The sequence below is a fragment of the Streptomyces sp. HB132 genome (genome assembly GCF_016909575.1).
Classification (GTDB): domain Bacteria; phylum Actinomycetota; class Actinomycetes; order Streptomycetales; family Streptomycetaceae; genus Streptomyces.
In genome coordinates this window covers 284,652-309,500 of sequence record NZ_JAFBGA010000002.1, presented here as the reverse complement: position 1 = coordinate 309,500, position 24,849 = coordinate 284,652, and the positions used below count along the sequence as shown (strand labels likewise).

At 68.2% G+C, this 24,849-nt stretch carries 25 protein-coding genes, 1 tRNA gene and 4 pseudogenes; 10 read left to right on the top strand and 20 right to left on the bottom strand.

What is annotated here, in order from left to right; all coding sequences use genetic code 11:
* Window positions 1–354: 354 nt before the first annotated feature.
* From JOC24_RS05685 to JOC24_RS05665, 5 genes are all read left to right on the top strand, one after another.
* Complete coding sequence (locus JOC24_RS05685; RefSeq protein WP_205018999.1) at window positions 355–498, top strand: SH2 domain-containing protein; 144 nt, start codon at window positions 355–357, stop codon at window positions 496–498.
* A gap of 391 nt (window positions 499–889) precedes the next feature.
* Window positions 890–1,489: a hypothetical protein gene (locus tag JOC24_RS05680; RefSeq protein ID WP_205018998.1), complete on the top strand. Its 600-nt coding sequence runs from the start codon at window positions 890–892 to the stop codon at window positions 1,487–1,489.
* A 603-nt stretch (window positions 1,490–2,092) separates the two neighbouring features.
* The gene (locus JOC24_RS05675) at window positions 2,093–2,863 is read left to right on the top strand and encodes a polysaccharide deacetylase family protein (protein ID WP_205018997.1); all 771 of its coding nucleotides are present in this window, start codon (window positions 2,093–2,095) and stop codon (window positions 2,861–2,863) included.
* A gap of 244 nt (window positions 2,864–3,107) precedes the next feature.
* Window positions 3,108–3,317 (top strand): hypothetical protein, encoded by a 210-nt coding sequence (locus tag JOC24_RS05670; protein WP_205018996.1) that lies wholly within the window; start codon window positions 3,108–3,110, stop codon window positions 3,315–3,317.
* A gap of 325 nt (window positions 3,318–3,642) precedes the next feature.
* Window positions 3,643–4,164 (top strand): GNAT family N-acetyltransferase, encoded by a 522-nt coding sequence (locus JOC24_RS05665; protein WP_374104482.1) that lies wholly within the window; start codon window positions 3,643–3,645, stop codon window positions 4,162–4,164.
* Between the two features lie 863 nt (window positions 4,165–5,027).
* Here JOC24_RS05665 and JOC24_RS05660 read toward each other — a convergent pair.
* The 6 genes and pseudogenes from JOC24_RS05660 to JOC24_RS05640 all read right to left on the bottom strand — a co-directional run bounded on the left by JOC24_RS05660 (window position 5,028) and on the right by JOC24_RS05640 (window position 8,682).
* A complete protein-coding gene (locus JOC24_RS05660; protein ID WP_205018995.1) occupies window positions 5,028–5,861 on the bottom strand; it encodes a PIG-L family deacetylase in 834 nt (277 codons plus the stop codon).
* A 313-nt stretch (window positions 5,862–6,174) separates the two neighbouring features.
* Window positions 6,175–6,261, bottom strand: a pseudogene (locus JOC24_RS33060) (DNA-binding protein); the annotation flags it as partial.
* Window positions 6,234–6,680: a hypothetical protein gene (locus JOC24_RS05655; protein ID WP_239579780.1), complete on the bottom strand. Its 447-nt coding sequence runs from the start codon at window positions 6,678–6,680 to the stop codon at window positions 6,234–6,236. The pseudogene JOC24_RS33060 and the gene JOC24_RS05655, both read right to left, overlap by 28 nt.
* A gap of 112 nt (window positions 6,681–6,792) precedes the next feature.
* Window positions 6,793–7,335, bottom strand: a complete 543-nt coding sequence (locus JOC24_RS05650; RefSeq protein ID WP_239579778.1) for a hypothetical protein — start codon at window positions 7,333–7,335, stop codon at window positions 6,793–6,795.
* Between the two features lie 31 nt (window positions 7,336–7,366).
* On the bottom strand, window positions 7,367–7,606 hold the full coding sequence (locus JOC24_RS33055) for a colicin immunity domain-containing protein (RefSeq protein ID WP_239579776.1): 240 nt from the start codon (window positions 7,604–7,606) through the stop codon (window positions 7,367–7,369).
* 683 nt (window positions 7,607–8,289) lie between these two features.
* A complete protein-coding gene (locus JOC24_RS05640; protein ID WP_205018991.1) occupies window positions 8,290–8,682 on the bottom strand; it encodes a hypothetical protein in 393 nt (130 codons plus the stop codon).
* Between the two features lie 18 nt (window positions 8,683–8,700).
* Between JOC24_RS05640 and JOC24_RS05635 the strand changes: the two genes are divergently transcribed.
* On the top strand, window positions 8,701–8,985 hold the full coding sequence (locus JOC24_RS05635) for a hypothetical protein (protein WP_205018990.1): 285 nt from the start codon (window positions 8,701–8,703) through the stop codon (window positions 8,983–8,985).
* Window positions 8,986–9,420: 435 nt separating this feature from the next.
* Window positions 9,421–9,684 carry an STAS domain-containing protein gene (locus JOC24_RS05630; RefSeq protein ID WP_205018989.1) on the top strand — a complete coding sequence of 88 codons (264 nt, stop codon included), beginning with the start codon at window positions 9,421–9,423 and terminating at the stop codon, window positions 9,682–9,684.
* Window positions 9,685–10,289: 605 nt separating this feature from the next.
* On the opposite strand, the pseudogene JOC24_RS05625 reads toward JOC24_RS05630, so the two are convergent.
* The 3 genes and pseudogenes from JOC24_RS05625 to JOC24_RS05615 form a co-directional block, all read right to left on the bottom strand.
* A pseudogene (locus JOC24_RS05625) lies at window positions 10,290–10,566 on the bottom strand (hypothetical protein).
* Between the two features lie 37 nt (window positions 10,567–10,603).
* Window positions 10,604–10,867 carry a hypothetical protein gene (locus JOC24_RS05620; protein WP_205019328.1) on the bottom strand — a complete coding sequence of 88 codons (264 nt, stop codon included), beginning with the start codon at window positions 10,865–10,867 and terminating at the stop codon, window positions 10,604–10,606.
* 63 nt (window positions 10,868–10,930) lie between these two features.
* Window positions 10,931–11,467 (bottom strand): annotated as a pseudogene (locus JOC24_RS05615) (DUF5994 family protein); the annotation flags it as partial.
* A gap of 285 nt (window positions 11,468–11,752) precedes the next feature.
* Between JOC24_RS05615 and JOC24_RS33050 the strand changes: the two are divergent.
* Complete coding sequence (locus JOC24_RS33050; RefSeq protein WP_239579774.1) at window positions 11,753–12,034, top strand: DUF5994 family protein; 282 nt, start codon at window positions 11,753–11,755, stop codon at window positions 12,032–12,034.
* On the opposite strand, the gene JOC24_RS05610 is transcribed toward JOC24_RS33050, so the two are convergent.
* Entirely contained in the window at window positions 12,002–12,700 is a 699-nt protein-coding gene (locus JOC24_RS05610) for a hypothetical protein (protein ID WP_239579772.1), read from the bottom strand. The two genes, JOC24_RS33050 and JOC24_RS05610, sit on opposite strands and share 33 nt — an antisense overlap.
* A 332-nt stretch (window positions 12,701–13,032) precedes the next feature.
* Between JOC24_RS05610 and JOC24_RS05605 the strand changes: the two genes are divergently transcribed.
* Complete coding sequence (locus JOC24_RS05605) at window positions 13,033–13,542, top strand: DUF5994 family protein (protein WP_205018988.1); 510 nt, start codon at window positions 13,033–13,035, stop codon at window positions 13,540–13,542.
* Window positions 13,543–13,559: 17 nt separating this feature from the next.
* Here the strand turns inward: JOC24_RS05605 and JOC24_RS05600 are convergent.
* From JOC24_RS05600 to JOC24_RS05555, 10 genes and pseudogenes are all read right to left on the bottom strand, one after another.
* Window positions 13,560–13,832 (bottom strand): annotated as a pseudogene (locus tag JOC24_RS05600) (STAS domain-containing protein); the annotation flags it as partial.
* 631 nt (window positions 13,833–14,463) lie between these two features.
* On the bottom strand, window positions 14,464–14,754 hold the full coding sequence (locus JOC24_RS05595; protein WP_205018987.1) for a hypothetical protein: 291 nt from the start codon (window positions 14,752–14,754) through the stop codon (window positions 14,464–14,466).
* Window positions 14,755–14,783: 29 nt separating this feature from the next.
* Window positions 14,784–15,149, bottom strand: coding sequence for a hypothetical protein (locus tag JOC24_RS05590; RefSeq protein WP_205018986.1), 366 nt, complete (start codon window positions 15,147–15,149; stop codon window positions 14,784–14,786).
* Between the two features lie 28 nt (window positions 15,150–15,177).
* Entirely contained in the window at window positions 15,178–15,372 is a 195-nt protein-coding gene (locus JOC24_RS05585) for a type II toxin-antitoxin system Phd/YefM family antitoxin (RefSeq protein WP_200695608.1), read from the bottom strand.
* 478 nt (window positions 15,373–15,850) lie between these two features.
* Complete coding sequence (locus JOC24_RS05580) at window positions 15,851–16,222, bottom strand: DUF6193 family natural product biosynthesis protein (RefSeq protein ID WP_205018985.1); 372 nt, start codon at window positions 16,220–16,222, stop codon at window positions 15,851–15,853.
* A gap of 14 nt (window positions 16,223–16,236) precedes the next feature.
* Window positions 16,237–21,033 (bottom strand): RHS repeat-associated core domain-containing protein, encoded by a 4,797-nt coding sequence (locus JOC24_RS05575; protein WP_307792638.1) that lies wholly within the window; start codon window positions 21,031–21,033, stop codon window positions 16,237–16,239.
* Between the two features lie 785 nt (window positions 21,034–21,818).
* A complete protein-coding gene (locus JOC24_RS05570) occupies window positions 21,819–22,220 on the bottom strand; it encodes a DNA-binding protein (RefSeq protein ID WP_205018984.1) in 402 nt (133 codons plus the stop codon).
* Window positions 22,217–22,465: a type II toxin-antitoxin system CcdA family antitoxin gene (locus JOC24_RS05565; RefSeq protein ID WP_205018983.1), complete on the bottom strand. Its 249-nt coding sequence runs from the start codon at window positions 22,463–22,465 to the stop codon at window positions 22,217–22,219. Before JOC24_RS05565 ends, JOC24_RS05570 begins: the two co-directional genes overlap by 4 nt.
* A gap of 130 nt (window positions 22,466–22,595) precedes the next feature.
* Entirely contained in the window at window positions 22,596–23,342 is a 747-nt protein-coding gene (locus JOC24_RS05560; protein WP_205018982.1) for a hypothetical protein, read from the bottom strand.
* Window positions 23,343–23,722: 380 nt separating this feature from the next.
* Window positions 23,723–23,796: transfer RNA gene (locus JOC24_RS05555), tRNA-Gly, on the bottom strand.
* 475 nt (window positions 23,797–24,271) lie between these two features.
* Here JOC24_RS05555 and dcd point away from each other — a divergent pair.
* The gene (gene dcd, locus JOC24_RS05550; protein ID WP_205018981.1) at window positions 24,272–24,847 is read left to right on the top strand and encodes a dCTP deaminase; all 576 of its coding nucleotides are present in this window, start codon (window positions 24,272–24,274) and stop codon (window positions 24,845–24,847) included.
* The last annotated feature ends 2 nt before the right edge of the window (window positions 24,848–24,849 follow it).

Sequence of the window (24,849 nt, the reverse complement as noted above, 5' to 3'; positions counted from 1 at the left end):
TCGAGGGAACCTTGCTCGCCGGGGGCCGGCCACCGCGTGGGCAGCCTTCCGACCGGCGCCCCGCCCCCGTGTCCGAACACAGGGGCGCCGCCTGAGCGATCCGACGGCTCTCTCGGCTCCGAGAGGCGTAACCGCGCAACGGGAACGGCGAGCGAGTCAGTATCTGCGCCGGCACGCTGACTGCCGCGTACGTATTCGGCAGTGGTTGCCCCGTCGACGAGAGTTCTTTCGGCCCCGTGACGCATGTGATGTCCGCCCGCCCCGTGAGGAAAGACCCTTCCGGAGCCGCGGGGTCAGAGGTGTCGAGTACACCGGCGGCTGCAGAACCGTGTGGGCGGATCTCAGGAGTGAAAGGTGACGCGACAGGTTTGCGACCCGCAGAATGGCTGGATCGATACGATCGCCCGCCACCGGGCGGAATGGCGGGTTTGCCGCTGCCGCGACCTCGGCGCCTTCCTGGCGCGCTTCATTCCTGCCAAAGAATTCATCTTCGAGTAGCGGGGGAGGGATATCAGACGGATTCGGCTTGATCTCGGGAATGTCCGGCTCGGGCGCACCGGATTCCTGGTGCACCCCTTCACCCCGTCGCGGGCGTACCGGGCCGATGAACCTCCTCGCGCGGCCGACCTGGGCGATCGTCATCAGGAGTGCCCGGATGGGCGGCGTTCCCATCGTGGACTCGTCCGGGTCCAGCCACTTCGCGGCCTGACCCGGACGGAGGGTAAGCGGCAGTTTTTGTTCCTTGTTCGTGACGAAGGCGTCCTCCAGATTTTCCCCATTTTCGTGGCGGAAGAATGGGGCTGGGGGAGCGTGCGCAAGGCTCTGGCCGTTCGTTTTCCGTGATAGAGTTCAGATGGAATTATCGGCGCCACGAAAAAAGGGGAATGGCGTGAACACCGAGAAGGTTACGGCTCGACGTCTCACGGGCGGAGAGGTATCGGAGTTGGGCCTCCAGGACAGTATTTTCGTCTCGGCGGAGACGGATGACCTTCCTCTCGACTGCTACGCACCGGCTTTCCTTACTGAGCCGGGTAAGAATTTCGAAGGAGGGTCCTTCGTCGCGAGGACGATCTTCGGTACGGAAATTCATGTTCTCCCCGACAACGCCGAAGAGTCCGGGATCTGGGTCGCCGACAAGGCAGGCGAAGAGATCGAGGTTCTCCAGAGTGCGGGCGTCCTCCTGAACCTCGCCCTTTTCGTGCCGAACGGGAACAAGGAATCCCTGGAGGCCCTGTACTCCGCCGCGCGCGATGCGTTCGGCGCGGGGATCGTTCAGCGCTGGAGCGAGGAAACCGTCGCCGTGCCGGACGTCAAGGTCGACCTCTACGAGGAGCCGGCCCGGGGGCGGAAGAACACGAGCAGCCAGAACCGGGACCGCCGCGCCATGGACATCTACCCGACCCGAGTGCGGTTCCTGGAGCCCAGCGATGGCTGGAGGTTCGTTGTCGAACCGCACAAGGAGATGGTCGATGAGACACCGACGATCTGACCTGATGGCAGGTTAGGTCTCGATCCGTCGTGGGAGCCCGTCAGCTTGCTGACGGGCTCTTCTGCGTTCACGGCAGCGTGGGCAGGCCACCGGCCCGAACGCCGTCCGCGTGAGCCCGCGGGCTGTCGGCGCCGGGTGAGGACCAACTGGACTCCTTCATGGTGCCGTTCAGGCGGATCCGCAGCCGTGGACCATCGGCCGTTCGGCCGGTCAGGCAGTCGACGCCGAGCGCGGTGGACCGGGACGCTGTCGCCTACCTCGTCACCCGGTGGCCCGGACCGAGGTCGGGACTGTCCGAACGGCCGGCGGATCTCGTCGGTCACGGTCGAGCAGACCGGGTGGGCGACGACCTCCGGCCCTGCTCGCGGGGCCGCGGACGGAGGCGCCGCAGCCCCTCCGTCGGAGTCCGTGCGGATCGTCGTGCGCCGCCCTGAGCGGTACTTCTTCGAGTCGGTTGCCTCCTCGCGTGTCGCGGATCGCCTGTGTTTGTCGTCCGCTCCCTGCGGGTTCGTCCGCGGTCGGTAACAGGGGAATCGCGCAGGGGTGTTCGTGTGACTTCATGGGGGCACGGCATCGGGCGGGGCAGCGAAGGGGCAGGCAGACATGGCAAGGCACAAGGGAAGGGGATGGCACGGTCGGCTTCTCGCGGCGGGGCTCGGGGTGACGGCACTGGCCGCTGCCACCTCGGTGTGGACCGCGCAGGCCGACCCCGCCGGAGGACGGCAGCCGCAAGCACGTGTCTCAGCGCCGGATGCCCGCTCGCAGGGTCAGGTGGCGGCGGACATCGCGCACGCCTCGGACCGCGGGGCCCGGGGCGTCAACATCACCATCGACGACGGACCGGACCCGGTCTGGACGCCGCAGGTGCTGCAACTGCTGGAGGACAGCGGCGTGAAGGCCACGTTCTGCATGGTGGGCACGCAGGCGCAGGCTCATCCGGACCTGGTCAAGAAGGTCGTGGCGGCCGGGCACCGGCTGTGCAACCACACGGTCTCGCACGACACCACGATGGACACCCGGTCCGAGGAGTACCAGTCCCAGCAGATCCTGGAGGCCGAACGCATGATCACCAAGGCGTCCGGAGGCGTACGGCCTCAGTACTACCGGGCCCCGGGCGGTGCCTTCACCCCGTACAGCCGTCAGCTCGCCGCATCCCGGGGGATGCGGCCGTTGGGCTGGAACGTCGATTCCAAGGACTTCGAACATCCCGGCGTGGACACCATGGTCGCCACCGTCAAGAGCGAGATCGCCAACGGGCCGACCGTCCTCTTCCACGACGCCGGAGGAGACCGCTCCCAGACCCTGGCCGCTCTGCGCGAGGTGCTGCCCTGGCTGAGGCAACAGGGGTACTCCTTCGGCTTCCCCGTGCGGTGAGTGAGACCCGTCGGGCGACGACGAGGCCGGCTACCGGCGTCGGCCGCGCGCCCTCTCCTGCGACAGGGCGGCCGGCGGAACGGTCGGAGGCGGATCTCTTCACCGGCGGCGACGCCGCGGTGGCCGCCGCCCCGGCCGTCGCCTCCCGGCACATGGGTGTTCGTTGCGGTAGCCGCCCCTCGCTGCTGCACGGCGGGGGTGCACCAGGCTTGCCGAGAGGCCGTCGCCCGGCTTCGATCCAGGCATGACCAACGGCGCGACGGTCAGTCTTGTCGACGATCAGATTCTCAGCCACCAGATCCTCCGCGGCGTCATGATCCTGCGGGATCGTCCGGGCCGCTCGCTCCACGAGGCTCTGGACGCCTTCGTCGCCCGGTACGAAGTGCTGAGGGCGGAGCGGCCAGAGGCCTTCGCGTGCGGTCATGACGAGTACTGGGCCAACTTCTACTCCTGAGACTCCGTCGGCCCGGTGCGCGCGGCCCCCAGCTTCTACGGACCTCCCCGTCGATGACCTGGTACGCCCGGGCCTCCGGCCTTGTCGCGATGCCCCACGAGGAGCCGGGCACGTGAGCCGACAGGAGGGCTCGAGCCGGCAGGACGCACCTCCGGAGTGGAGCCGACCGGGTCTACGGAGGGTCGCCCTGACCGCCCTGACCGCCCTGACCGCCCTGACCGCCCTGACCGCCCTGACCGGCGCGTGGTGGCGCGCGCTTCTCGGGATCGTGCGCTGCCCCGAAATCCACTGTGCGGATCTCCTCCGCAGTGCTGGGATGGGGCGCATGAGTCTCTTGCCGGCCGAGGCAGCCGAGGTGGCCGAGGTCGTCGTGCGTGTCGTTGTCCGTGATCTGACGCCCGCTGACCTGCCGGCCTGTTCGTGGTCCGGTTCGGCGACCCATCTGGTCAAGGTGGCGCGTGAGTTGGAGCGTGCGCAAGCCGGCGAGGTGGACTACCTGGCGGTCTGCACCCCGGTGGGTCTTCCGGTGGCGATCGGCGGCGTCGACTACCAGGTCACGGAAGGCGCGGGCACGCTGTGGCAGCTCGGGGTGCTCCCGGCCCTCCAGTCGTGCGGTCTGGGCGCCGTACTCGTAGGCGCTGCGGAGGACCGCATCAGGGCCCGCGGTCTGCGACGTGCGGAGCTCGGGGCGGAGGAGAGCAATCCGCGCGCCCGGGCGCTGTACGAACGCCTGGGGTACGTGGCCTACGGCAGCCGACCCGACGCCTGGGACGTGGAGGCGGCGGACGGTTCACTGCGCCGGTACGAGACCATGTGCACGCTCATGCGCAAGGACTTGTCTCGCTGAACGCCTCGGCATGAGGTTCAGGGCCGTCTCAAGTACGTCGCCGTGGACGCGAGGTGGAGCAGCCCGGGATGGAGGCCGGTTCGAAGCCCGTAGCGGATGCGCGGTGGTTCGAACCGGTGGAACCGGAGAAGGGCCGCTCCAAGGCCACCGCGTCCTGCCCGGACCCGAGCCGCGCGGGACGCCGCGGCGGTCGGTCTCGGGGTCATCCCTCGTGCGGACAAGAGACGTCGGTCGGTACTTGTCGGTTGCTGCGAGAACGGGGCACGGACCTCCCGGTCGCTCTTCACACACGACTGTCCGGCGCAGTGTGCGGTGATTGCTCAGGGAGAAGCCGGACGCCCAGCAGCACGTCGGGCTCCGCGCAGTCGCGGTACCGGGTGGGGGCGTCAGCCGGATCGGTGCTCCGGTGATGGCGCTGATCCAGTTGCTGTGCTCGATCGGAGGTCCGCGGATTCCCGCACGAAGCAGGCGCAGGAGTCCGTCACTGTGTGTGCCCTAGTCCTCCCCGGTGCGGTGAGGAAGCTGGCGGAGGGTGGAGATGACGATTGACCGGCCACCGTGCGCAGGCCGTGAAGCGGGCGACGAGGACCGTACGCGTGGCCCGAGCCCGGGAATCACCCCAGACCTCGGGCGGATGCGGCCTTGGATCTGGGGTGACGGTCGTTGACTCACGGTCTCGGTGAGGCCCCTGGAGACCGCTGTCATCCGGTCCCACCGGAGCGTCGTGACACGGCCCCGTCATATTGAATCGGGTGCCGTCGGCCCGGTCGGGGAACTCGGCGCGGCCCACGTGGACGCGCCCGCTCCTCGGAGTGGGACGGCGAGACAGGACCGTGGTGTCCCGGGACCGGGCGGGCCGGGGGTCAGCGCAGTCCGGCGAAGAGATCGTTCTCGGGTACGGCCGCGCCGGTGGAGTCCTTGACGCGTACGAAGGTCTCCGTACCCATGAACTCGCCGAACCTCTCCTTGCCCATCCTGAGGAAGAAGATGTTCTCGCCCTGACTGGCGTGCGCGGCCAGCGCATCGAACTTCTGATCGCTGAAGGCGGCGGTGTCCACCCATGTGGTGATCTCGTCGTCGGGGAGGCCGATCTCGGCCATCGCGGCGGCCTCGGCGGGATCCGGCTCCGGCATGTCCTCCTGGAACTCGCGCATGGTCTCCCCGAACCGCTGCATCATCGAGCGGGGCATCGTCGTCCAGTACACCTTCGGTGTCAGAGCGGTCATCTCCAGCGCCGCCATCGTGATGCGGTTGGCCTGGATGTGATCGGGGTGACCGTAGAAGCCGTTCTCGTCGTAGGTGACGATCACGTCGGGTCGGTAATGCCCGATGAGTTCCGCGAGTCGGGCGGCGCCTTCCTCGACGGGGGTCTGCCAGAAGGCTCCGGGTGCGTCGTTGCTCGGCCAGCCCATCATTCCGGAGTCGGCATAGTCCAGCATCTCCAGGTCGCTGATCTTCAGGACGTCGCAGCTCGCCTCGAGTTCCCGCCGGCGCATCGAGGCGACGGCCGCCGGGTCATGCCCGGGATCGCCCGGCTTGGTGCCCGCCGTCCCGTCGCCGCAACCGCCGTCGGTACAGGTCACGAGAACCGTGCGGATGCCTTCCGCGGCGTACCGCGCGAGCACTCCTCCGGTTCCGGTGGCCTCGTCGTCGGGGTGGGCGTGTACTGCCATGAGCGTCAAGGGCCGGTCAGTCATGAAAAACAGTCCTCCTGCGGAACTACGTATCGGTCCGGACGCGCGGCGGGCACACCGCGATCCTGGGGACCGGGCCCTGGTGGGGGACGACCTTGCGGTAGCCGTGTTCCCCGCCCGTGCGGCGCCGGTCCTTCGATCGATGCAACCGTGCGAGCCGGACCACCTGTTCCCGGTGCGACCGCTCGGCCTTCCGCGCGTCGGCGTTCTCAGGGGCACGGGCGCCGGCGATGGGCGGGGTCCGCCACGGTGCGTGCCTCGGGTCGTCCCTGAAAGCCCTCCGAGGCGCTGCTCCTCGAAGCGGGCCGGTGGCTCGGAGAGGGACGATGCGAACCTGCCTGCCGCGGAGCTTGGCCATGTCGTCACTGTCCGAGGTCAGCAGGGCAACCGCCTTCGGCTGCCGCGGGAGCAGTCCTCCACGGAAAACTCCGCGACCGCCGCGTCCACGACGTCCTCAAGATCCGGGATGTACGGGCGGACGTCGGGCAGCGGTGTGCAGAAGGTGACGTTGGAGGTCAGTAGCGCCTCGTCGGTGTCGGCGAAGGAGAACGAGACGTAGGACTTCACCGCCGTGTCGCCGAAGTGATCCCGCGCGCCCCGCAGACAGGCGGCGGCGTAGGCCAGGCACCTCCGTACGAGGAGGGGTGCGCGTTCGTCAGGCGCGGCGGGCAGGTCGTAATCCGTCATTCCCCTGCCGTTGACCGTGGTCTCCTCCGCTAGCCGGTCGGAGCAGTGCGGAACGTACTCCGGGAGCAGGCCGGTCAGCACCCGCCCGCCGGCGGGTGTCGACGACCAACCTCGCTCCACGACTTCACGGAACATGGGAGGAATGTCCTGAGAGCTCAGTCCTGTGGTGTCCGTCCCCTGCAGGAGTGCCCTCATCCGAGCATTGCTTCGCATGTCCAGCCCTCACCGAGCGGTGTCAGCGCGTAGGTCACCGCTCTGCCGACCATACTGTGGACTGCTGGAGAGTGGGGCCGTCGACCCGGTCCGCGCCCGCTGTGTAGGCGGCCCAGAGCAGTTCCTGGCAGCCGAAGAAGGATTCCCCCCGGCTGTCCACCCAGATGTGGACGCGGGACGGTCCGGCCGGTGTGGCGTCCCACCACTCCCAGCCCCGGGAGTCCTCATCGGGGTCGAAGCGGTACAGCCAGTCCTGCAACTCCCACGGCCGGCCTCCCCTCGTGTGCTCCACGTATCCGTCACGGCCGGTCCTGGCGAACTGCGGGGCGCGTTGCTCGTCCCCCGAGCTGATGGCCCCGAACCAGTCCGGAACGTCGTCGACCGGCAGACTCCCCTGCTCGAAATCCGCGGTGCCCCGCAGTCGGACAGCAGGCGCAAGGGCGGAACGCAGACGCTGCTCGTACTCTGCGGCGTCGCCTGAGGCGTGAACGACGAAGAGAGAGAGGACGGGCGGGGTGTAGTCGGCGCCGGGGCGGTGACGGAGTCGATGGAGTTCGGTGGGCAGGCTGTCGTCCATGTGCGTCACTGTTCGGAGTCCCATCCGTGCATCACTCCGCCTGCCGCATCAGTTGAACCACGGCGTGCCTCAACTCTTCGTCCGAAAGGTCATCGGGCCCGGTGGATTCCGGGTCGATGGAGTAGTCCTCCAACAAGGAGAAGACGCGGTCGAGGAGCGTGCCCAACGGATCGCGGACCCGTTCGCCCTGCTGCTGCGAGTGCCGTCGTGCGACCAACCAGCCGGCAGCGAAATCCGCCGCCGTGCACCGGTTCTCCGCCACATCGCGCATGAGCGTGAGCTGCCGGGCTGTGGCGGTGCCCGCAGGAACGTCACCCGGGCGCTTCCAAGCGATGTGAGCAGGGGGGAAAGACCGGGCTGCCGACTTCGGACCGGGCCATTTCCCCGCTGCGGCCCGCGCGTAGCGGCCGAAGCGGGCCCGGCCTTGATCCACCCCTTCCGGGACCGCTCCCGCGAGGAACGCTGATGTACCGGCGACCAGTGCGTAACCGGGGGAGGGGAAGAGGATCGCTCCCGTGAGGTCCGCAGTGAAGAGGAGGAGAGGCGGGGGCATCCCGAGGAGGCGGGGACCGTCCGACGCCGGACGGTCGGCGCAGGCAGCCGAACCGTTCCGGGGATCGACGGCCGGACCGGCGCCGACCCCCGCTGTCCGGCACCCGTCGGCGAGGCGCCGGACGAGTGAGCGGTCGGTGCGGTTTCCTGTCGGCACCGGGACGATCCTCTTGTCTCCCTGCGCGAGCCATTTCTCGTTGTAACGTGTATGTCCATCGAGGACGCTCATGGCGTCCCCGGTTCCGCCCCGTGCGCCGTTCACCACAGGAACGCCTTGTCGTTGATTCTTCGGATTTGTTTGTCAAGAAGTCGGAACCCGGGCCGGAATTTATCGTCATACGTGTGCGGCATTATCATCTCCTGGGTCATGCGGTTGATGAACCCACATTTACTTTGCACGGGTCACCAGCTGCGTTCGGTCAGCGACTGCGAATGGGTCAGGATCGCCGCCCGCTCGTGTTCGTACACCGCGACGGCAAGCGGGTCCCCGTCGTAGTAGTCGTCCCAGAAACCGGGCTCGTTCCAAGGTTGCGGGCACAGGGAGAAGGAGCCGGATTCAAGCTGAAAGTATTGCCAGGTCGGCGGTAGGGAGTGGGAAGTTACGGTGAAGACTCGAGTGTCGAAAAGTGCGGACTGTCTCAGCCCGTGATCAATGAATTCGACGCGAAAGGAGGTGGCCATCCCGAAACGAGCGGAAATTTCGAGCACCACGTATTCGTGCCCATCGGTGAGTGCGGTGATCCCCTGTGCAATTTTGGGGTCCGTGGTGGTGCTGGTGTTCAAGCGGGCGCGCATGTGAATTACCTTCTGTTCATGATTTCCGTGGCAGTGATCCTGGACCCGCCCCGCTTCGGAGGTCGCCAGGTCGCTGTCGCGGTTCGGCGTGTGGGGCGCCCCTGGGAGCCGCCGACCGCGTCGGCGATCACCCGGGCCCGCAAGCGATTGGTCCGCGACGTGCTGTGGGAGACGTTCTACCGGGTGGCTGTTCCCGTCGCCACCAGCGAGATCCGGGGCGCCTGGCCGCGCGGATGGCGGCCGTCGACGGATTCGATCTTGCGCTCGCCGCCGTTCGATTCCCGTCCGGAGCGGCGGGGGTGATGGACGCCCGGTTGGCGAAGAGCGGGTGACGAGAATCGAACTCGCGCTCTGAGCTTGGGAATCAGCGGTTCGTGGGCAACCGGAGGTGCTCTGACCTGCGCTTTCCCGTTGGACGGGATGGTTGGCTACGGTCCCAGGGAGCGTACCTGACCGCTGTTGTCCGCTCCGCTGGGCATGGATGGGGCACGTAACAGGTCTCCTGTCGAAGTCCACGGTCACCGAAGTCTCCAGTCGGCAGGATGCCCTGGGAGACGCTCCCCCCTCACAGCCGGTCCCACTCGGGGCGCGGTCCTGGAGGGCAGCGGTCGCGTCGTGGGTGTCCGCCTGCCTCGTTCGGGTGGAATCCCCCTTTGTCGGGGATCGGTGCTGGTCACACGGGGTGAAAGGGTCGCGTGGCTCGTTCCCCGGCCCCGGGTGGGAGGCGTTGACGGGGATGTGAGTACTTCAAGCGCCGCACCGATACTGTCCGCCGCTCTCGTCGCCCCTGCTCCTCCTGTCGTGCACGACTCGGGCTCGGACACCACGCCCGGCGTCATAGTCGTCGGCTCCTGCACCATCCTGGTCGTCCGCCTTGCCGGAGAGATCGACCACTTCAGCGCCGCCCCGCTGCGGGGACTGCCGGCCTCAGCAGCCGACGACGGCTGCACCGGGCTCGTCCTGGACACCTCCCGGGTCACCTTCTGCGACTCCGCTTCCTGACCGTCCTCGACTGGTGGCCCCAGCAGGGAGACCCCGCCTCAGACTCGCGAGCCGCTCCCGGGCCGTTCAGCACCTTCTGAACGCCGCTGCACCGACGGCAGCGGGCCCATGCCGGCTCTGTGACGGCGGCAGGCCGGTCGTGACGTTCGTACTCCTGACCTGCGTCCCCATGCTCGAAGCGGTTCTCCTTGCGCACGGGGAACCGCGCGAACCAGGGCACCGCCGTCCCGCCCCACCTCCGCGACCCGCACCTCGCAGGACTCTGATCCACTGCCGCCTGGCGCCCCCGCTGCTCTGCGCCATGCAACAGACGACGGAAGGGGTTGGGTCCCGCGACAGCGCGCGGCCCCCAAACGGCGGATCTCCCGGCTGGCGCTGACTGGCGTCGCGAGGGGCGACGGGCGCCGACGTACCGGCCGGTGCCACGTCCGAGGCGCCGGGTGCGCGGGCCTGGCGGCGGTCGTCACAACGGCCCCGGCGCATTTACTGCGTCGGGGCCGCCCTTCCGGATCGTCACACGTGAGCGTGCTTGATCCGTGTTCAATCGTACGACTTCTCGGCCGGGCGGGCCGGGAGGCGAGAGCGGGCAGCCGGGGTAGTCCGGCTCAGCCGCGCTCATGTTCTTCGGCCTCCATACATACGGCAAATTCCCTGGTGGGTGAGGGAGGCCATCGCGGGTGTGTTATCCGGTGCTCAGTCGACGGTGATCAGGCCCTCGCCGACGAGGTAGGTGCAGGCGGCGGCCAGGTCTTCCTCCGGGACGCGCCAGTCGTCGCGCAGCTTCCGCCCCGTCATGCCGAGGAGCCGGTTGCCTTCGGTGGCTTCGTAGAGGGCGGTCAGGGCCCGTTCGCGATGGAGCTGTCGCTCGCGGAGTGTCGCCATGACCAGGTCCTTTCGTCGCATGAAGGTCCGATGCCGCTCAGACTTCGTCGACGTGGGCGCCGGTGAGAGGGGACGATCTGCTGGTGGTGAGCCAGGCGCGGGCGGGCTCTGCGCCGGTTTCGGTGTCGACGGTGAGGTGGAGGCGGGTGCCGCCGTCGAGGACGGGGTAGCTGCGCTGTTCCGTCCCGGCGAACGAGCGGCGGATCACCTCGGCGACCGCGCGGGCGGCTTCGGGGGTGGCGGCGACGATGCGGATCTCGGCCTGTCCGGCCGAGGGCAGGAGGGTGTCGGTGCGGTACAAGGGGCGTGGTCCCGTCACGGGCGAGCGAGAGGCCGGCGGGTGGGTTGTCCCGGGTGTGTTCTTCGGCAGCGGAATCATCCGCGCGCCGACGACCGGGTGCCGGAGGGGCGGCAGGCCGGCCCCTCCGTCCGTCTCCCAGGCGTCCTCGCTGCTGCGGGCGTCGCGCATACGGCGGCCGGTCGCGGCTTCGTCGGACATCAGGAAACCGGCGGTGAGGACGCTGCCGGGGATGGCGGCCGCCGTCATGAGCCGGGTGGCTGCGGCGGGTTCGGTCTCGGGTGGAATCACCAGCAGGTCGACGCGGCCGACGGTGTAGGAGAGCAGGATCATCTTGTCGGGATCCTGTTCGGTGAACCAGCCGACGTGCACGGTGTGCCCGGTGGCAGGAACCTTGTGCGGGACGACGGGCCAGCGGGTGGGGTTCACCGTGACCCGTGTGATGCGTCCGAAGCGCTCTCCAAGCGCGTCGACCAGGGGCGGAAGCTCAGCGGCGAGGTCACGCGAGCGAGGCCACCAGGCGCCGTCCAGGAGACCGGCGGGTGTGGTCTGCGGCGTCAGCGAAAGGCGCGCCGAATGTGGGGGTGCGAGGGTGGTGGTCATGATCGCGGACCCGTCTCCGGGCCGCCCTGCAGAGCGGCCCAGTGTCTTGATCGCCGGAAACGACGTCCGCGTGGGAGCGGGTGTTCGAGTTACTCCCGGTGCGTTCAGCCTACTCCGCGCCGGGGGCGGACGAGCGGTCTCCGTCCAGCCGTTTTCCCGGGCCGGGAGCATCCGCCCGGTCGGCGGTCGCGGGCGTGACCGCGGGCACGCGCGTACCGTGAGACGACAGCGGTGTCTCGCCGGCCATGAGGTGCCGGCAGCCACGCGCGGACAGGGCGGACCACCATGGGTGGTCCGGCAGCTCCTTTCCGCCGAAGCTCCTGCCGGACGAGATCCACAGAGCGGTCAAGCCCCGGCACGGAGCTGCTCCGGCGGCAGACCGCGCGGTGCCTCGAAGGCGTTCTCGTCGGTGGGTCGTGGCCCCGTTCCCGGGACGTCGCGACCGACCTGTCCGACCTGATCGAGGTGCTCACCTCGCACCTCGGTCCCATCACGCGCGTCGGCCTGGACACGCACGCCCGGGAGGGTCCTTCATCACCCTTGGCGACAAGGACCACTTCGCCCTGAGGTCGGTGTAGCCGTTCTTGGTCTGCAGGTGGCGGCGGCCAGGGCCGCGAGCCTGCGCAGGAGGCGGAGCCCGTCGTCGTCGACCGCGTCCAGGACGCCGGCCTGGTCGCCGCCGTCCAGCAGCGGGACGTGGACCCGCACTCCGTCGGCCAGCGGCATCTCGACCGCACGCGAGGTGAGGAAGCACCGACCGGCCGCCGAACCGTCGATCGGCACGGGATCGCCGTCCTCCAGTCCGTCGCCGGCGCGGGGGACCAGATTCCGCTGCCCATAGTCCTGGAGCAGGATCCGCACATCGCGGCCCCCCATCCGGGCGACCGCGTCGGCGAGGGTCGGCCCCACCCCGTCGGGCGGCAGCCCGTGGGCGTGGTCCAGGAGCCCGCCCAGCAGCATCTCTGCGAAGCGCTCCGAGCGGTCGGGGGCCCGGTCGTCCTCGTGGCGTCCGAAGGTCATCCGGGGCCGCCACGTGCGCCCGCCGGCTCCGGCTGCCCGGTCATGTTCCTCGGCGTGGGGCCGGTGCCCCGCGAGGGCCGGCTGGCGGTCAGTCAGGACCGGCCCGGCGGTGCGGGTGGTGTCGACGGTGAGATGGAGGCGGGTGTCCCTGCCCGGGATGGGGCAGCCGCGCTGCTCCCCGCCGGCGAGACGGTGGCGCAGGATGTCGGCCACTCTGCGGGCGGCGTCCGGGGAGGCGGAGACGATCCGGATTTCGGCGTACCCCGGCGGCGACGGGGCTTCGGCTTTTGGCTCTTTGCGTTTAGGACGGCACCGTCCTTCCCGCCCCCCTCCCCGCGCGACCGAAGTCAGACGGTACGCCTCCGTACGCTCACGGTACGTCCGAAGCCCCGTCGCCGGTCGGTTCCCCATCGGAGGGCTGCGCGCCCGCACGTCCTCCGGAGTACGGTGAAAGTGCGGGGCCGTCGCCCCGCCCGCCGGTCCGGCGTCCGATGTGGCGCCGCCCCGGGCGGAAGCGGCACCACCCGTGGACGGGCGGACCACCGATGACCGACACAAACGTCTCCCCGCACCATGTCCCCACGCCCCCGCGCCTCCTGCCGGACGAGACCCACCGGTCGGTCGGGCCGGGCACCGCGCTGCTCCGGATGGAGACGACGGGATCCCGGCAGAGCCTTTTGGACGGCGCGTGGTGGCCGCGCTCGCGTAACGTCGAGCGGGAGATCCCGCCGCTGATCACCGCCCTGACCGAGTACCTCGGGCCCATCGCGCGGATCGGCCTGGACGCCTCCGCCTGGAAAGGCATCCCGACCCGTCTCGTCGTCGACGACCGGGTCGTGCACCTCGACTCCTTCCCCGTCGGCGACGACACCGTCCTGATCACCCGCGGTGACAACGACCACTTCTCCCTGATGGTCGTCCCGCCGGACACGCCACCGGAGGCCGCCCGCACGGCCATGGCCCGCGCCGTAGACGCCGACAACGCCAGTCAGGCCGCCGAGATCCTCCTCGCCGGGCCGCCTCCGTCGGCGGGCCCGCCGACGGAGCCGACCTGATCAGATAGGGGCAAGGCTCAGACGAAGCCGGAGCCACCGCGGTCCGTCGCGAGGGGGAACAGACGCAGAGTGCCCGTGATCTCGAACAGGCGTCGGATCTGGAAGGGAAGCGGCCCGACGAGGACGAGCCCGGCGGGTCCGCGACGCCCCTCGAAAAGTGCGTGCAGGAAGGTGGAGTCCCCAAAGCCCACCTGGGAGACATCGAGCAGGACCCGCTCGGCGCCGTCCCGACGGGCATCGCCGAGCGCCTCGCGCAGGCAAGCGACAGTGTCGGAGTCGAACTCGCCCGCCGTGCGGAGAAACCACGTCGCGTATGTCTCGTTGCCCGCACGCTCGACGCTCGACGCATGCGTATCCCTTTACGGCGCGGTAGACGCGCCGCGCGGAGTGAAGGGAGACACGCGCCTCGCTGCTTGGGATCCGTGGGTTGCTCGCTGCCATCACAATCTGACCGCATTGAGCGCGCCGGGGGGCGGGCAAGGGGCCCGGATCACGGACTATGCGTCCCGCCGGCGGACCCGGGTGCCGCCCGAGGTGGTGCGCCGCGTGCCCTCTGGGCTGGGCATTTTCGCGAGATAGGGAGGGCGTGGCAGGTCATGAGAGGTCTAGACAACGACAAGGCCCCAGGTCGATGACCTGGGGCCTTGTTCAGGAGCGGGTGACGAGAATCGAACTCGCGCTCTGAGCTTGGGAATCAACGGTTCTTGGGCTGCCAGAGGGGACCTGAACTGGGGTTTTGCGGCGGGCAGGTGGATGGGCCCCTGTCTCTGCGAGCCGTATCTGACCGCTGTTGTCCGCCCTGCTGGGCACGGATGGGGCACGTCGACTGTGGGGGCATCAGTCTGAGGTTCTGTGCTGGAGCGGGTGACGGAAATTGGAACGGGAGCCACCTGTGCGGCAGACGCTCCGGTAGCGCAGACGTCAGGCCCAGAAGGCTTCGGTGACGACGATCTGGGGATCGGGGTGGCGCCGCATGAAGGTGTAGATGAGCCAGCCGCGTCCGCCGGCCAGGTCCACGATGTGGGGGCCGCCGGGGCTTGTGGAGGCCAGAGGTCGGACGGTCATCCAGTGCGGGAGCGAGGCATCGGCGTCGATCCCCCGGAAGTACGGGTCTTCGGCCGTGATCAGTTCCGCACGGGCACTCATGATCAGGTCATTGCCTTCGGCGGGCATGTTCTGGAAGTCGTGCTGCGCCTGCTTCGTCCAGTCCATTTGCCAAGGCGGCCGGAGTGGTCCGTCGATCACTCTCCGGGCTTCCTCTCAGCGGCTTCGTGCCGGAGGCGGCTGTACTCCTCCAGGAGTCGGAGGGACTCCTCGGGGTCCTCGGACTTGGCGGCGCGGGCTTCGAGGTCGCGAAGGTGCGAGTCGAGGACGGGATTCCGCGCGACGGCGTACTGCGTCCACCACAGGCGCATGAAGGCGGGCACGGGCGTGATGTTGAAGGCGTCGCCGATGACGCGCTTCCAGTGCGCCTCAAAGTCCGGGAGGAGGTGCGGAGTGTGTTCCTGGATCGCCAACCGAAGTGCTTGAGGCGTGTGTTCGGGCATGGGCGGCAACCGAAGGGGTTCCCCCTCGTACCCATCGAAGTGGAGTGCGTGGGCGGGCATGGTTCGTGCTCCTTGGTGTGGGGGTGGGTCAGGCCGCCTCGTGTCGGTCCCCGTGTGGCTGGCGCCCGCGGGCCATCTGCTCGAACCACTCGGCCGGCACCAGGTAGGCGACCGTCTTCCCCTTGCGGGTGATGGCGGCGGCCTCGCCGGCGATCCGGGTCCGGTCCAGGATCTCGCCCATCCCCTTGCGCAGGTCGATGGTGGTGTACGTCTTCGTCTCCATATGCTGAAGCATATAGCAACTATCATAGTTGACATACGTTCCCGTGGGGTGCGACGGCTGGAGGAAGCCACGGGCACGTCGGAGACAGAGAGGGCTCGGGGTGCCTGATCGGGCTTATGGCAACAAAGAAGTCCCCGGCCGCTGGCCTGGGGCTTTTTCGTGGAGCGGGTGACGAGAATCGAACTCGCGCTCTGAGCTTGGGAATCAACGGTTCTTGAACGGTTGTAGTGGTCCTGACCTGCATGTCTGTCTGGAGCGGTCAAGGGTGGCGTGGTCTCTGGGTGCCGTGCTTGACCGCTGTTGTCCGCTCCGAAGGGCACGGATGGGGCACGGCGCCAGAAGCGGGCAATCCTTGGCGCAAACCACATTCCTGTTGAGCGGTCGGCACCCGTGGGGCCATCAGTCCTCGTGCGGAGCCTCAAGCTCGTGGAGCCGTTCCCCGCCTCTGGGTCGCAGGGGCCATTATGCGTTCCTTCGCTCAGAGATCGTCCGCTGTTCCGTCGATCGCCGGCCCGCAACCGTCGGGGAGGTTGGAGACGATCAGGGCCACCGCCTCCTCCACCGATTCGGGTTCTCCCAGAAGAGCGCCGTCCGACTGCCGATGGACTACGAAGCCACCGCCCGCGCGACGGAGCAGCGTACCCACATCCTTGGTCCATGGGTAACGGGTACACCTGCTGAAGCGCAGGGCGCCGTGACTGACCTTCGGGAACAGTTCTCGAAGGCGGGGTTCGGCGTATGCGGCGTGGAGCATGGCGGAGTCGATCAGATCATCCCCCAGGTTGAAGAGGCTCATCCATGCCGCCGCGACGATCTCTGCGGGTTGGGTGTGGTCTTCCTTTTCTGTCATCTGTTACTTCATTCCTAACGCGGCTTAGGAGGTTGTATCTCGGGGATATCCGGCTTCGGGACCTTGATTTCCTCGCTACCTGAGTACCAACGTATTTCCTCCCAGGGGCGCCCGAGTGGATCGGGCTCGTTGAACATCACATCCGACTCGTACATGCGCACACCGCGCGCAACGACGCTCATCTCCCAAGCGGTCCCCATACCGTCGTCCGGCCATTGATGTCGGTCGGGGCCGAACGGTTCACCATTCCGGGCGGCGGTTTGGAACGCGTCCACGATGGTCTCTGGGGTGTTCCAGTTGCCTGTTTCGCCCCTGCTGTTCGGCATCCCGTCGAGGGTTATGGACAGGGTGGTGTCACGGTCGACCACCGCACTCATGACGTTCGTCATCCAGACCGGCCGGCCCCCCTCGACCTCGTCGTAAGGCTTGCCATTGTAGGTGTGGGCTCCCGGATCACCGTTGGCGCGCAGGTGCTCGGCCAGTGAGTTCGAGGCCCGGGCCGGGTCTTGGTTCACCCCCAGCACCACACTGTGCTGGTGCTCCTTACTGAGTAGATGCGGGCACGTCGCCAGCCCCAGCGGGTCGATCCACCGGATCGGGTTGTCGACGTAGGTGACCGTGTTCGGGGCCGGGACCAGGCCGAGAGGGTCCGGGGAGAGGTAGCGGCCCGATTCGGGGTCGTAGTGGCGGTGGCGGTTGTAGTGGAGGCCTGATTCCGGGTCGAAGTACTGGCCCGGGAAGCGCAGCGGGGTGTAGGCGTCGGCGCTGCGGTTCCATGAGGTGGTTCCCCACAGGGCGGCGTGGGTGTGCCACGCGACCTTGCCTTGCTCGTCGATGAGTTCGCGTGGTGTGCCGATGAGGTCGGTGATGATCGCGAAGAAGCGGAGGTCGACCTCCGCCCGGTTGAGGAGGCGGCGCTCCACCTGGGTGATGGGCTTCACTCCGTCGTGGTCCCAGGTGAGGGCGACGGAGTCCGTGGAGCCCGTGATGGTGGTGGTCTGTTCGCAGAGGGTGTCGCTGTCCCAGGTGAAGGTCACTTCCTCGGTGACCGTCGTCCCGTCCGTCGACAGGCGCTGTTTCGTCGTGCGGCGTCCCAGGGCGTCGTAGTGGTAGCGCCAGCGCGTGCCGTCCGGTGCGGTGACGGAGACCAGGCGGTCCTCGGCGTCCCAGCCGTAGTGCCAGGTGTCGGGCTTGCGTGAGAGGCGGGCCTTCTGGCGCAGGGTCACGCGCCCTTGGGCGTCGTGTTCGTAGCGGACGCGTCCCGCGCGGGTGATGCGGGTGCCGGAGTACTCGCGTGGACCGGTGGCGTCGCCCGCGCCGGGCCAGGTCGCGGAGGTCTGGTTTCCGGCCTCGTCGTAGGCGTACCGCTCCGACCAGTTCTCCGTTGTGACGCCCGTGACCCGGCCGTCACGAGTCACTTCCAGCTGCTTGTGCCCGCCGGTCAGTTCATCGGCCGAGGTGAGGTGGCCGTCGGCGCGGTATGTGTACGAGCGGCGCTGGAGGATTCGGTCGCCCGGTGCGCGGACGTGCTGGTCGGTGAGGCGGCCCGCAAGGTCGTAGTCGTGCTCTACGGTCAGTGCGTCGCCGATCCGGCGGGTCGTTTCGCGGCCCGTCTCGTCGAAGGCGAAGACGACCTGATGGCCCGAGGCGTTCAGCTCGGCCTGCAGACCGGCTGGGAAGGACCAGGTGCTGACCGCCCCGGAGGGGGTGACCCGGCGAGTACGGCGCCCGCTTTCGTCGTAGGTGTTGGTCAATGTGCGGCCGTCGCAGGTCTCGCTCAGGACTCTGCCCGAGCTGTCGCGTACGTACGTCAGCTCGGTGTCCGGGCCTGTCGCCGAGGCGAGACGGCCGTGGATGTCGTAGGTGAATCGCGTGACCGCGCCGTCGGCGTCCTTGGCGGTGACGCGGCCCGCCGTGTCGCGCTTGTAGCGGACCGTCTGGCCCGCGGCGTTCGTGCGGGAGGTGAGCTGTCCGCAGGCGTCGTGTGTGTAGCGGAGCGAGCAGCCGTCGAAGTCGGTCTCCGAGCTGAGGCGGCCTGCCGGGTCGTAGGTGTAGTCCCAGTTCAGACCCTGAGGATTGGTGACACGGGAGATGCGCAGCTCGGTGTCGTGCGTGAACTCCTGGCGCACTCCGTCAGGTGTGGTGCGGGCGGAGACCAGATCGAAGTGGGTGTACTCGAAGCGGGTCTCGCCCCCCGCCGCGTCGCTGTGGACGAGGCAGTTGCCCTCGCCGTCGTACGTCCAGGACTGCTGTGCGCCGTCCGGGTCAGTACGTCGGGCGAGTTTGCCTTCGACGGTCCATTCCAGCTCGGTGATGCGGCCCTGGGGATCGGTGATGGTTATCGCGCGTCCGAAGGCGTCGCGGGTGTAGCGGGTGACCGCGCCGAGCGGGCCGCGGATGGCCAGGGGGAGGCCGGCCGCGTCGCAGCGCAGCCGGTCCAGCGCGCCCAAGGAGTCGTCGACGCCGGTGAGGTGGCCGTTCGGGCCGTGGGAGAGGCGAGTGGTGGACCCGTCCGGCCGGGTGAAGAGCGTCGGGTTGCCCCGGTCGTCGTACTCCTGGCGTGAGGTGTCGCCGTCCGGACCGGTGACAGCGGCGAGCTGGTTCAGCTCGTTGTACTCGACCGTGGCCGAGCTGCCGTCGGGGTGCTCGATGCGGGTGGGATTCCCGTGGTCGTCGTAGGTATAGGTGGTGGTCCGGCCGAGCGGATCCGTCCGGGAGAGGAGCCGGTCGTAGCGGTCGAAGGTGCGGTGGGTGACACCGCCCAGCGGATCTGCCTCGGCGACGGCCTGCAGCCGTTCGTTGAACTGGTGGACCTTGGTTGCGCCGAGGGAGTCCGTGTACCGGGTGACGCGGTCGCCCGTCTCCGGGTGGGTGTCGTACGCGAACGTGGACGACAGGTAGCCGTCCGGGCCGACCGTACGGACCACCCGGCCCGCGTCGTCGTACACGTAGCGGAACGTGGAGCCGTTGCGGTCGGTCCAGGAGGTGATCCGGGCGTCCGGGTCGTACGTGAAGCGCAGCGGCAGCCCGGAGGAATTGACCACGCCGTCGAGGTTGCCCGGAGCGTCGTAGTAGTAGCGCATGACGGTGACTGGGCCGTCCGGGGTGCGCAGCGCCAGTTCGCGCACCCGGGCGTCCTCGATGACCAGGGCGACCCGGTAGCCCTCGGAGTGGACGACCGCTGTGGGGCTGCCGTCGCCGAGGCGGGCGAAGCTGATGCGGTTGTGGTTGCGGTCCTCGATCTCCCTGAGCCAGTAGGCCGGGGACGCGTTGTACGGGCCGCCCTGGAAGGAGCGGGTCAGGCCCGAGTGCGGGTCGGTGACAAGGTAAGTGGTCTGCCCGTTGTGCTGGCCCCCGTGCAGCAGGGGCAGCCGAGCGCCCTCCACGGGCATGACGCCGCCGGTGTCGTCGGGCAGCGGCAGCCGCGGATAGATGAGAAGCGAGCCGTCCTCGCGGGCCCAGACCGCACCGGCGCCGAGCGCGTCGAGCTCGATCCGTTCGTCCAGTGTGGATGCCCAGCTCCGGCCGAACCACTTACCGTACCGGTAGGCGGAGAGGTGCGTGCGACGGAGGACGAGAGGAAGGGTCCCCGGCAGTGACAGGTCGGTCTGGGGCAGGGTCATCTCACCGGTGGCGACGTCTACCGGGTCGTTCTCGCAGGTCTTCTTCTCCAGCGAAATGCTGTTGCGCCGAGGATCGTCCTTCGCGGTGTTCAGAGCGTCAGGCTTGGTGCGGGTGGAGTCGCGGCGTTCCTCGGGGCGGGGGTCAGTGGCGTCGCCCTTATCGCGAACCTTGCCCGGGGGGCCGATCCCGTCCTTGATGTCGAGGTCGATCTTCTTCTGGATGGTGGAGATCTCTTTGACCGCCTTCGGCAGTGATTCGCCGAGGTGATCTCCCATCGCTTTGTTCGCCTTGCCGAGGGCTTTCATCGCCTTGTCGATCACCGGGTCGAGCGCGCCGGCTATGTCGTCCTTGCCCCGGGTCCGGCTGTGGTGGGACTTCGCAGTGGCCAACTTGCCCGCGGTCTTGCCGTGCATGTCGATGCTGACCAGGTGCAGCTTCGTGCCCGCGCGGTCGTGCTCCGAGTGCTCGATATGAACACCCCTGCCGGACACAGGACCGGGCGCCGTGCCGGCGGAAGCGAGCTGCAGGGAGTCCTTGGCGCCCGCCACGCCCTCCTTGAAGCCCTCTTTGCCCGACTGGCCGACCTGGTTCATGTCGACGCCGTTCTGGAGCCCCATCGCGTTGGCGCCGATCTGCACCACCAGGTCCGCGGCCATGTTCTCCAGGGCGGCGACGGCGGGCTCGGTCATCGCGGAGACGATGTAGCCGACGACCTCTTCCATGCACTCCTTGATGACGCGGCGGATGGCCTGCTGGGCGACGGCGATCGCCGCTCCACCGATGAGCATGGACAACCCACCGGTCACCGGTATCAGCGCCATGGAGATGCCCGCCTTGCCGGCCAGGACACCCAGGTGGACAAGCGCCGCGTACTTCATGGCCTCGATCGCCATCGCCGCGTTGTCGAGAGCACCCGCGATCGTCCGGGCGGCGCCGGCGATGTCCTTGATGTGCTTGTCCTTGACCTTGCCCCAGTGGCCGTTGAGCGCATCAAGGGCCTCACCGTGGCCGGACGACAGCAGACGCTGCACATGCTGGTTGGCGAGGAAGCCGTCGTCCTCCACGTCATCTGCGAACTCACGCAGCGAGACGGCCATGTCCCGATAGGCGTCCTCGTCGACGTTCGGCCAGCTGATGCCGATGACGTCGAGCATGGTGTCGGCCCAGTCGGGCACAGTCACGGCCACAGCGCGAATTCCCCCCGTACGAAACTGTGTTCGCGGAATGCGTAAGCGAACAGGATGTCATTCCGGCGCTGTGGGGCCAAGGTCGTTCTTGGCCTACCCACACCAGCGGGTGGTGCGGCGGTGTCGCCGTCTCGGCGAAGCGGACCACGCCTTCGAGGGGACCGGGCGCCCAAGAGCGGCTGCCTGCGATTTTCGCGAGGGACTGCCGGGATGGCTTCGGGCCGAGCCGCCTGCCCGAGTGACCCCCGGCGGGGTGGTGGACGAGCGGCGACGAGGGCCCGAAAAGTGGCCTCACGGTGCACTCGCTAATGGCCATGGCACTCATCGGCCGTTCTGTGGGGCTCCGGGGAGCAACGGGCTGATGGCTCACGTTCCGCGGTCTTCGCGAGACCAGTCGCGCCCTGCTGGTCAGTGCTATCTCGCGGAACACGGTGTACCGACGGCCTGGGCGACCCCGCGCACGCCGCCGCGCGAAGGCCGACGAAAAACCCTCTGGTGCGGATCTGGTGCGCGATCCCTGGACTGGTCTAGACAACAAAGAAGCCCCCGGCCGCTGGCCTGGGGCTTTTTCATGGAGCGGGTGACGAGAATCGAACTCGCGCTCTGAGCTTGGGAATCAACGGTTCTTACGTTGTTGGAGGGGCTCTGACCTGCGATTTCGGAACGGGCAGGTGGATGGCTCCCGGTCTCTGGCAGCTGTATCTGACCGCTGTTGTCCGCTCTGCTGGGCAAGGATGGGGCACGAGAGCTGGCAGTGCGACGCGTGCTCCGGGCGGGCCGACTGGTCAGAGGGGGACGATGCGGACTTGGTTGCCGCAGAACTTGGTCATGTCATCGCTGTCGGAGGTCAGCAGGGCGACGGGTTTCGGCTGGCGGAGCGCGACCTCGGCGACCGTGGCGTCGATGGCGTACTTGTGCCCGTGCAGCCCGGCGGCTTTGAGGAGCTCAGCCGCCGCTTTCGCCGCTTGCTCGGTGACGGGCTCCACCTTGATGCGGGAGAGGGCCCAGTTCAGGCGGGGCATGTTGGTGCGGGAGTGGGTGGCTTCCACGATGGTGTTGGCCCCGATCACGAGGTCGGCTCCCATGTCGTGGAAGACCTGAAGCATCGCGAGGAGCTTGCGGTCCTGCGCGATCCAGGCAGAGAGTCCTTCCGAGTCCAGGACAACGGTTTCGATGCGCTCGCTCACGCGGCATCCGCGCCCGTGGAGGTGCCGGCGGAGCCGAAGATCTTCGCGCGGGCCTCGGCGAGCTCCTCGTCGCTGAAGCCGCCGTGCTCTTCCTCGTGACGGCGGAGGTCGTCGCCCAGAAGCTGGTGCCTGATCTGGCGGGCCACGGCTTCCGCCACGTACCCGGAGACGTTGTCCGTGAGCTTGCGGAGCTCCGCCACCTGATCGCTGGGGAGCGTGACGGTGATGCGAGTCGTTGAGGACATACGTCAAGCATACTGGAGTATGCGTGCAGGCTTGGCGTTGCGGGACCGATCCTTCTGGTCAAGGCTTCGCGACCGGAGGGTGCGGTTTCCGGCGCTGGGAGTACGAGCCCGCCGACCACGTGCGAATCGGTCAGAAGGGTGGTTCGAGATAGCTGCGGTCATCACCGTGCGGTCCCCAGTCCCAGGACTCCTCCAGGAAAGGCTCGGAGTCGGGGGCGTCGTGGCCCCACGCTTCGAGAGCCCTCCGGGCAACACGCCGGTTGGGGTCGTCGCCGCTGGTGTCCAGGATGGCGCGCGCGTGCACGGCGAGGTGATCGCGGTGTCCGGCGAGCGCGGGGTGCTCGGCGAGGATGAGCGCGGCGATAACGGCGGCTTCGCGCACGTCCTCGTGGCTGTCTCGAAGGAAGGGCGAGACCGCCTGGTAGAGCATCGGGCGCAGGTCCCGGAAGGACGCCACGATGGTGCCGGGGGCCAGGAAGCCAGGGGAGTACTGCTCCGTGCGGCCCACAATCTCGTCGGAGGCGTCGTAGGCCGTGGAAGCCAACCAGTTCAACAGCGCCGCGCGAATGGGGACGTTGCGATAGGGCCGGGGGGTCATAGCTGCCGGGTGGGTGAGGATGCCGGCGACATACAGGGCGGCGGGGGCAGTGGCTTCGTAGATGGTGTTCTGGTGGCCGACCATCTCACGTAGTCCTGACAGAGCGTTGACCTGGACCCTGGGGTCGGGCGTCAGCAGCCGTGCGAGGACCTCGGGGAGGTCCTCACCGTTCCCAAAAGGCGTCTCGAGCGAACCCCAATCAGTCTCCGACAGGACTACCTGGTACGGCGGCAATTCGGGCTCGCGCGGTGCGCCGCCGTTGGAACAGCTGTGGTTCACAGGCAAAACCTAGACCAGACGGCGGATGCAATTCTCATGGTCTAGGGCGGTGCGGGCGGACCTCTTGGCCGAAGAGGCTGAACTGTGTCGAAGGGGCATCGATCTGAACAATCTCGCGGTCTGTGCCAGGCAGGCCGCGGAGCTGACCACGGTCAGGGGTGCTGAAGGGACCACCACGTCGGAAGCGGCATGCGGTTCGTCGTTCTGCTGGTCGTTCTCGCCTGGAGCGACAGCGCGAGGTCGCGGCTGGCATGGACCAGCTCGTGCGGGCCCGGCGTGAAGAGGCGGATGACCAGGCATCTGGCACGGATATGGCACGCGATACCTGAACTGGTCCAGACAACAAAGAAGCCCCCGGCCGTTGGCCCGGGGCTTTTTCGTGGAGCGGGTGACGAGAATCGAACTCGCGCTCTGAGCTTGGGAAGCTCATGTTCTACCATTAAACTACACCCGCGAAGCGCGCCGATGACCAGCTGCGCATCGCCCACACTGTACCCCATCGCAGGCCCCCGGCGTGTCCGCCGTGGGGTCCGTGTGTCGTTCCGGAGTGTGGATGCGGCTGCGGGTGGGGGGAGTTGGGGGCGTAGCGTGGGTGGACGGAGTGCCGCCTGGAGTGGCGTCCTGTTCATCCCCTAATGTGGCGGTCTCGTCCATGGTTGGTTGGGGAAGGGACTTGATGGAGTCGATGGAGCGCACCGTCGTCCGCTGTGCCGAAGGGCACGTTTTTGCTACCTCGTCGTTCCCGATGCAGCAGCTCGGGTCCGAGCGGATCGGCCCCGGGCGGCTCATCCGCTGTCCGCGTTGTGCGCGGTTGAGGCAGGCCGTGCCTGTGGCGTTCGAGGAGCGCTAGAGGAGTGTCAGGGGTGTGAGGCAGGCGCGCGGGGCGGTCCGGTTGGGGTCGGCTCGCGCGTTCTGCGTATCCTCGGTGCGTGCTTCTCTCAGATAAGGACCTCCGGGCCGAGATCGACGCCGGGCGGGTTCGCATTGACCCGTTCGACGCTTCGATGGTGCAGCCCTCGAGCATCGATGTGCGGCTCGACCGCTACTTCCGGGTGTTCGAGAACCACCGCTATCCGCATATCGATCCCGCCGTCGAACAGGTGGACCTGACCCGTCAGGTCGAGCCGGACGGTGACGAGGCGTTCATCCTCCACCCCGGGGAGTTCGTCCTGGCCTCGACGTACGAGGTCATCTCGCTCCCCGACGACCTGGCGTCGCGGCTGGAGGGGAAGAGCTCGCTCGGGCGGCTCGGGCTGGTGACCCATTCCACCGCCGGCTTCATCGACCCCGGTTTCTCGGGGCACGTCACTCTGGAGCTGTCCAATCTGGCGACGTTGCCGATAAAGCTCTGGCCGGGAATGAAGATCGGGCAGCTGTGCATGTTCCGGCTGACCTCGTCCTCCGAATTCCCCTACGGATCCGATCGCTACGGATCGCGGTATCAGGGCCAGCGAGGGCCGACCGCCTCGCGTTCCTACATGAATTTCCATCGGACTCAGGTGTGATA

What these genes read in the sequence shown, in the direction of transcription:
- JOC24_RS05675 (WP_205018997.1), top strand. Translation starts at nt 2,093, where the DNA reads ATGGCAAGGCACAAGGGAAGGGGATGGCACGGTCGGCTTCTCGCGGCG.
- JOC24_RS05670 (WP_205018996.1), top strand. Translation starts at nt 3,108, where the DNA reads ATGACCAACGGCGCGACGGTCAGTCTTGTCGACGATCAGATTCTCAGC.
- JOC24_RS05665 (WP_374104482.1), top strand. Translation starts at nt 3,643, where the DNA reads ATGAGTCTCTTGCCGGCCGAGGCAGCCGAGGTGGCCGAGGTCGTCGTG.
- JOC24_RS05660 (WP_205018995.1), bottom strand. Translation starts at nt 5,861, where the DNA reads ATGACTGACCGGCCCTTGACGCTCATGGCAGTACACGCCCACCCCGAC.
- JOC24_RS05655 (WP_239579780.1), bottom strand. Translation starts at nt 6,680, where the DNA reads ATGTTCCGTGAAGTCGTGGAGCGAGGTTGGTCGTCGACACCCGCCGGC.
- JOC24_RS05650 (WP_239579778.1), bottom strand. Translation starts at nt 7,335, where the DNA reads ATGGACGACAGCCTGCCCACCGAACTCCATCGACTCCGTCACCGCCCC.
- JOC24_RS33055 (WP_239579776.1), bottom strand. Translation starts at nt 7,606, where the DNA reads ATGCGCGATGTGGCGGAGAACCGGTGCACGGCGGCGGATTTCGCTGCC.
- JOC24_RS05640 (WP_205018991.1), bottom strand. Translation starts at nt 8,682, where the DNA reads ATGCGCGCCCGCTTGAACACCAGCACCACCACGGACCCCAAAATTGCA.
- JOC24_RS05635 (WP_205018990.1), top strand. Translation starts at nt 8,701, where the DNA reads ATGATTTCCGTGGCAGTGATCCTGGACCCGCCCCGCTTCGGAGGTCGC.
- JOC24_RS33050 (WP_239579774.1), top strand. Translation starts at nt 11,753, where the DNA reads ATGGGTGGTCCGGCAGCTCCTTTCCGCCGAAGCTCCTGCCGGACGAGA.
- JOC24_RS05605 (WP_205018988.1), top strand. Translation starts at nt 13,033, where the DNA reads ATGACCGACACAAACGTCTCCCCGCACCATGTCCCCACGCCCCCGCGC.
- JOC24_RS05595 (WP_205018987.1), bottom strand. Translation starts at nt 14,754, where the DNA reads ATGGACTGGACGAAGCAGGCGCAGCACGACTTCCAGAACATGCCCGCC.
- JOC24_RS05590 (WP_205018986.1), bottom strand. Translation starts at nt 15,149, where the DNA reads ATGCCCGCCCACGCACTCCACTTCGATGGGTACGAGGGGGAACCCCTT.
- JOC24_RS05585 (WP_200695608.1), bottom strand. Translation starts at nt 15,372, where the DNA reads ATGGAGACGAAGACGTACACCACCATCGACCTGCGCAAGGGGATGGGC.
- JOC24_RS05580 (WP_205018985.1), bottom strand. Translation starts at nt 16,222, where the DNA reads ATGACAGAAAAGGAAGACCACACCCAACCCGCAGAGATCGTCGCGGCG.
- JOC24_RS05565 (WP_205018983.1), bottom strand. Translation starts at nt 22,465, where the DNA reads ATGTCCTCAACGACTCGCATCACCGTCACGCTCCCCAGCGATCAGGTG.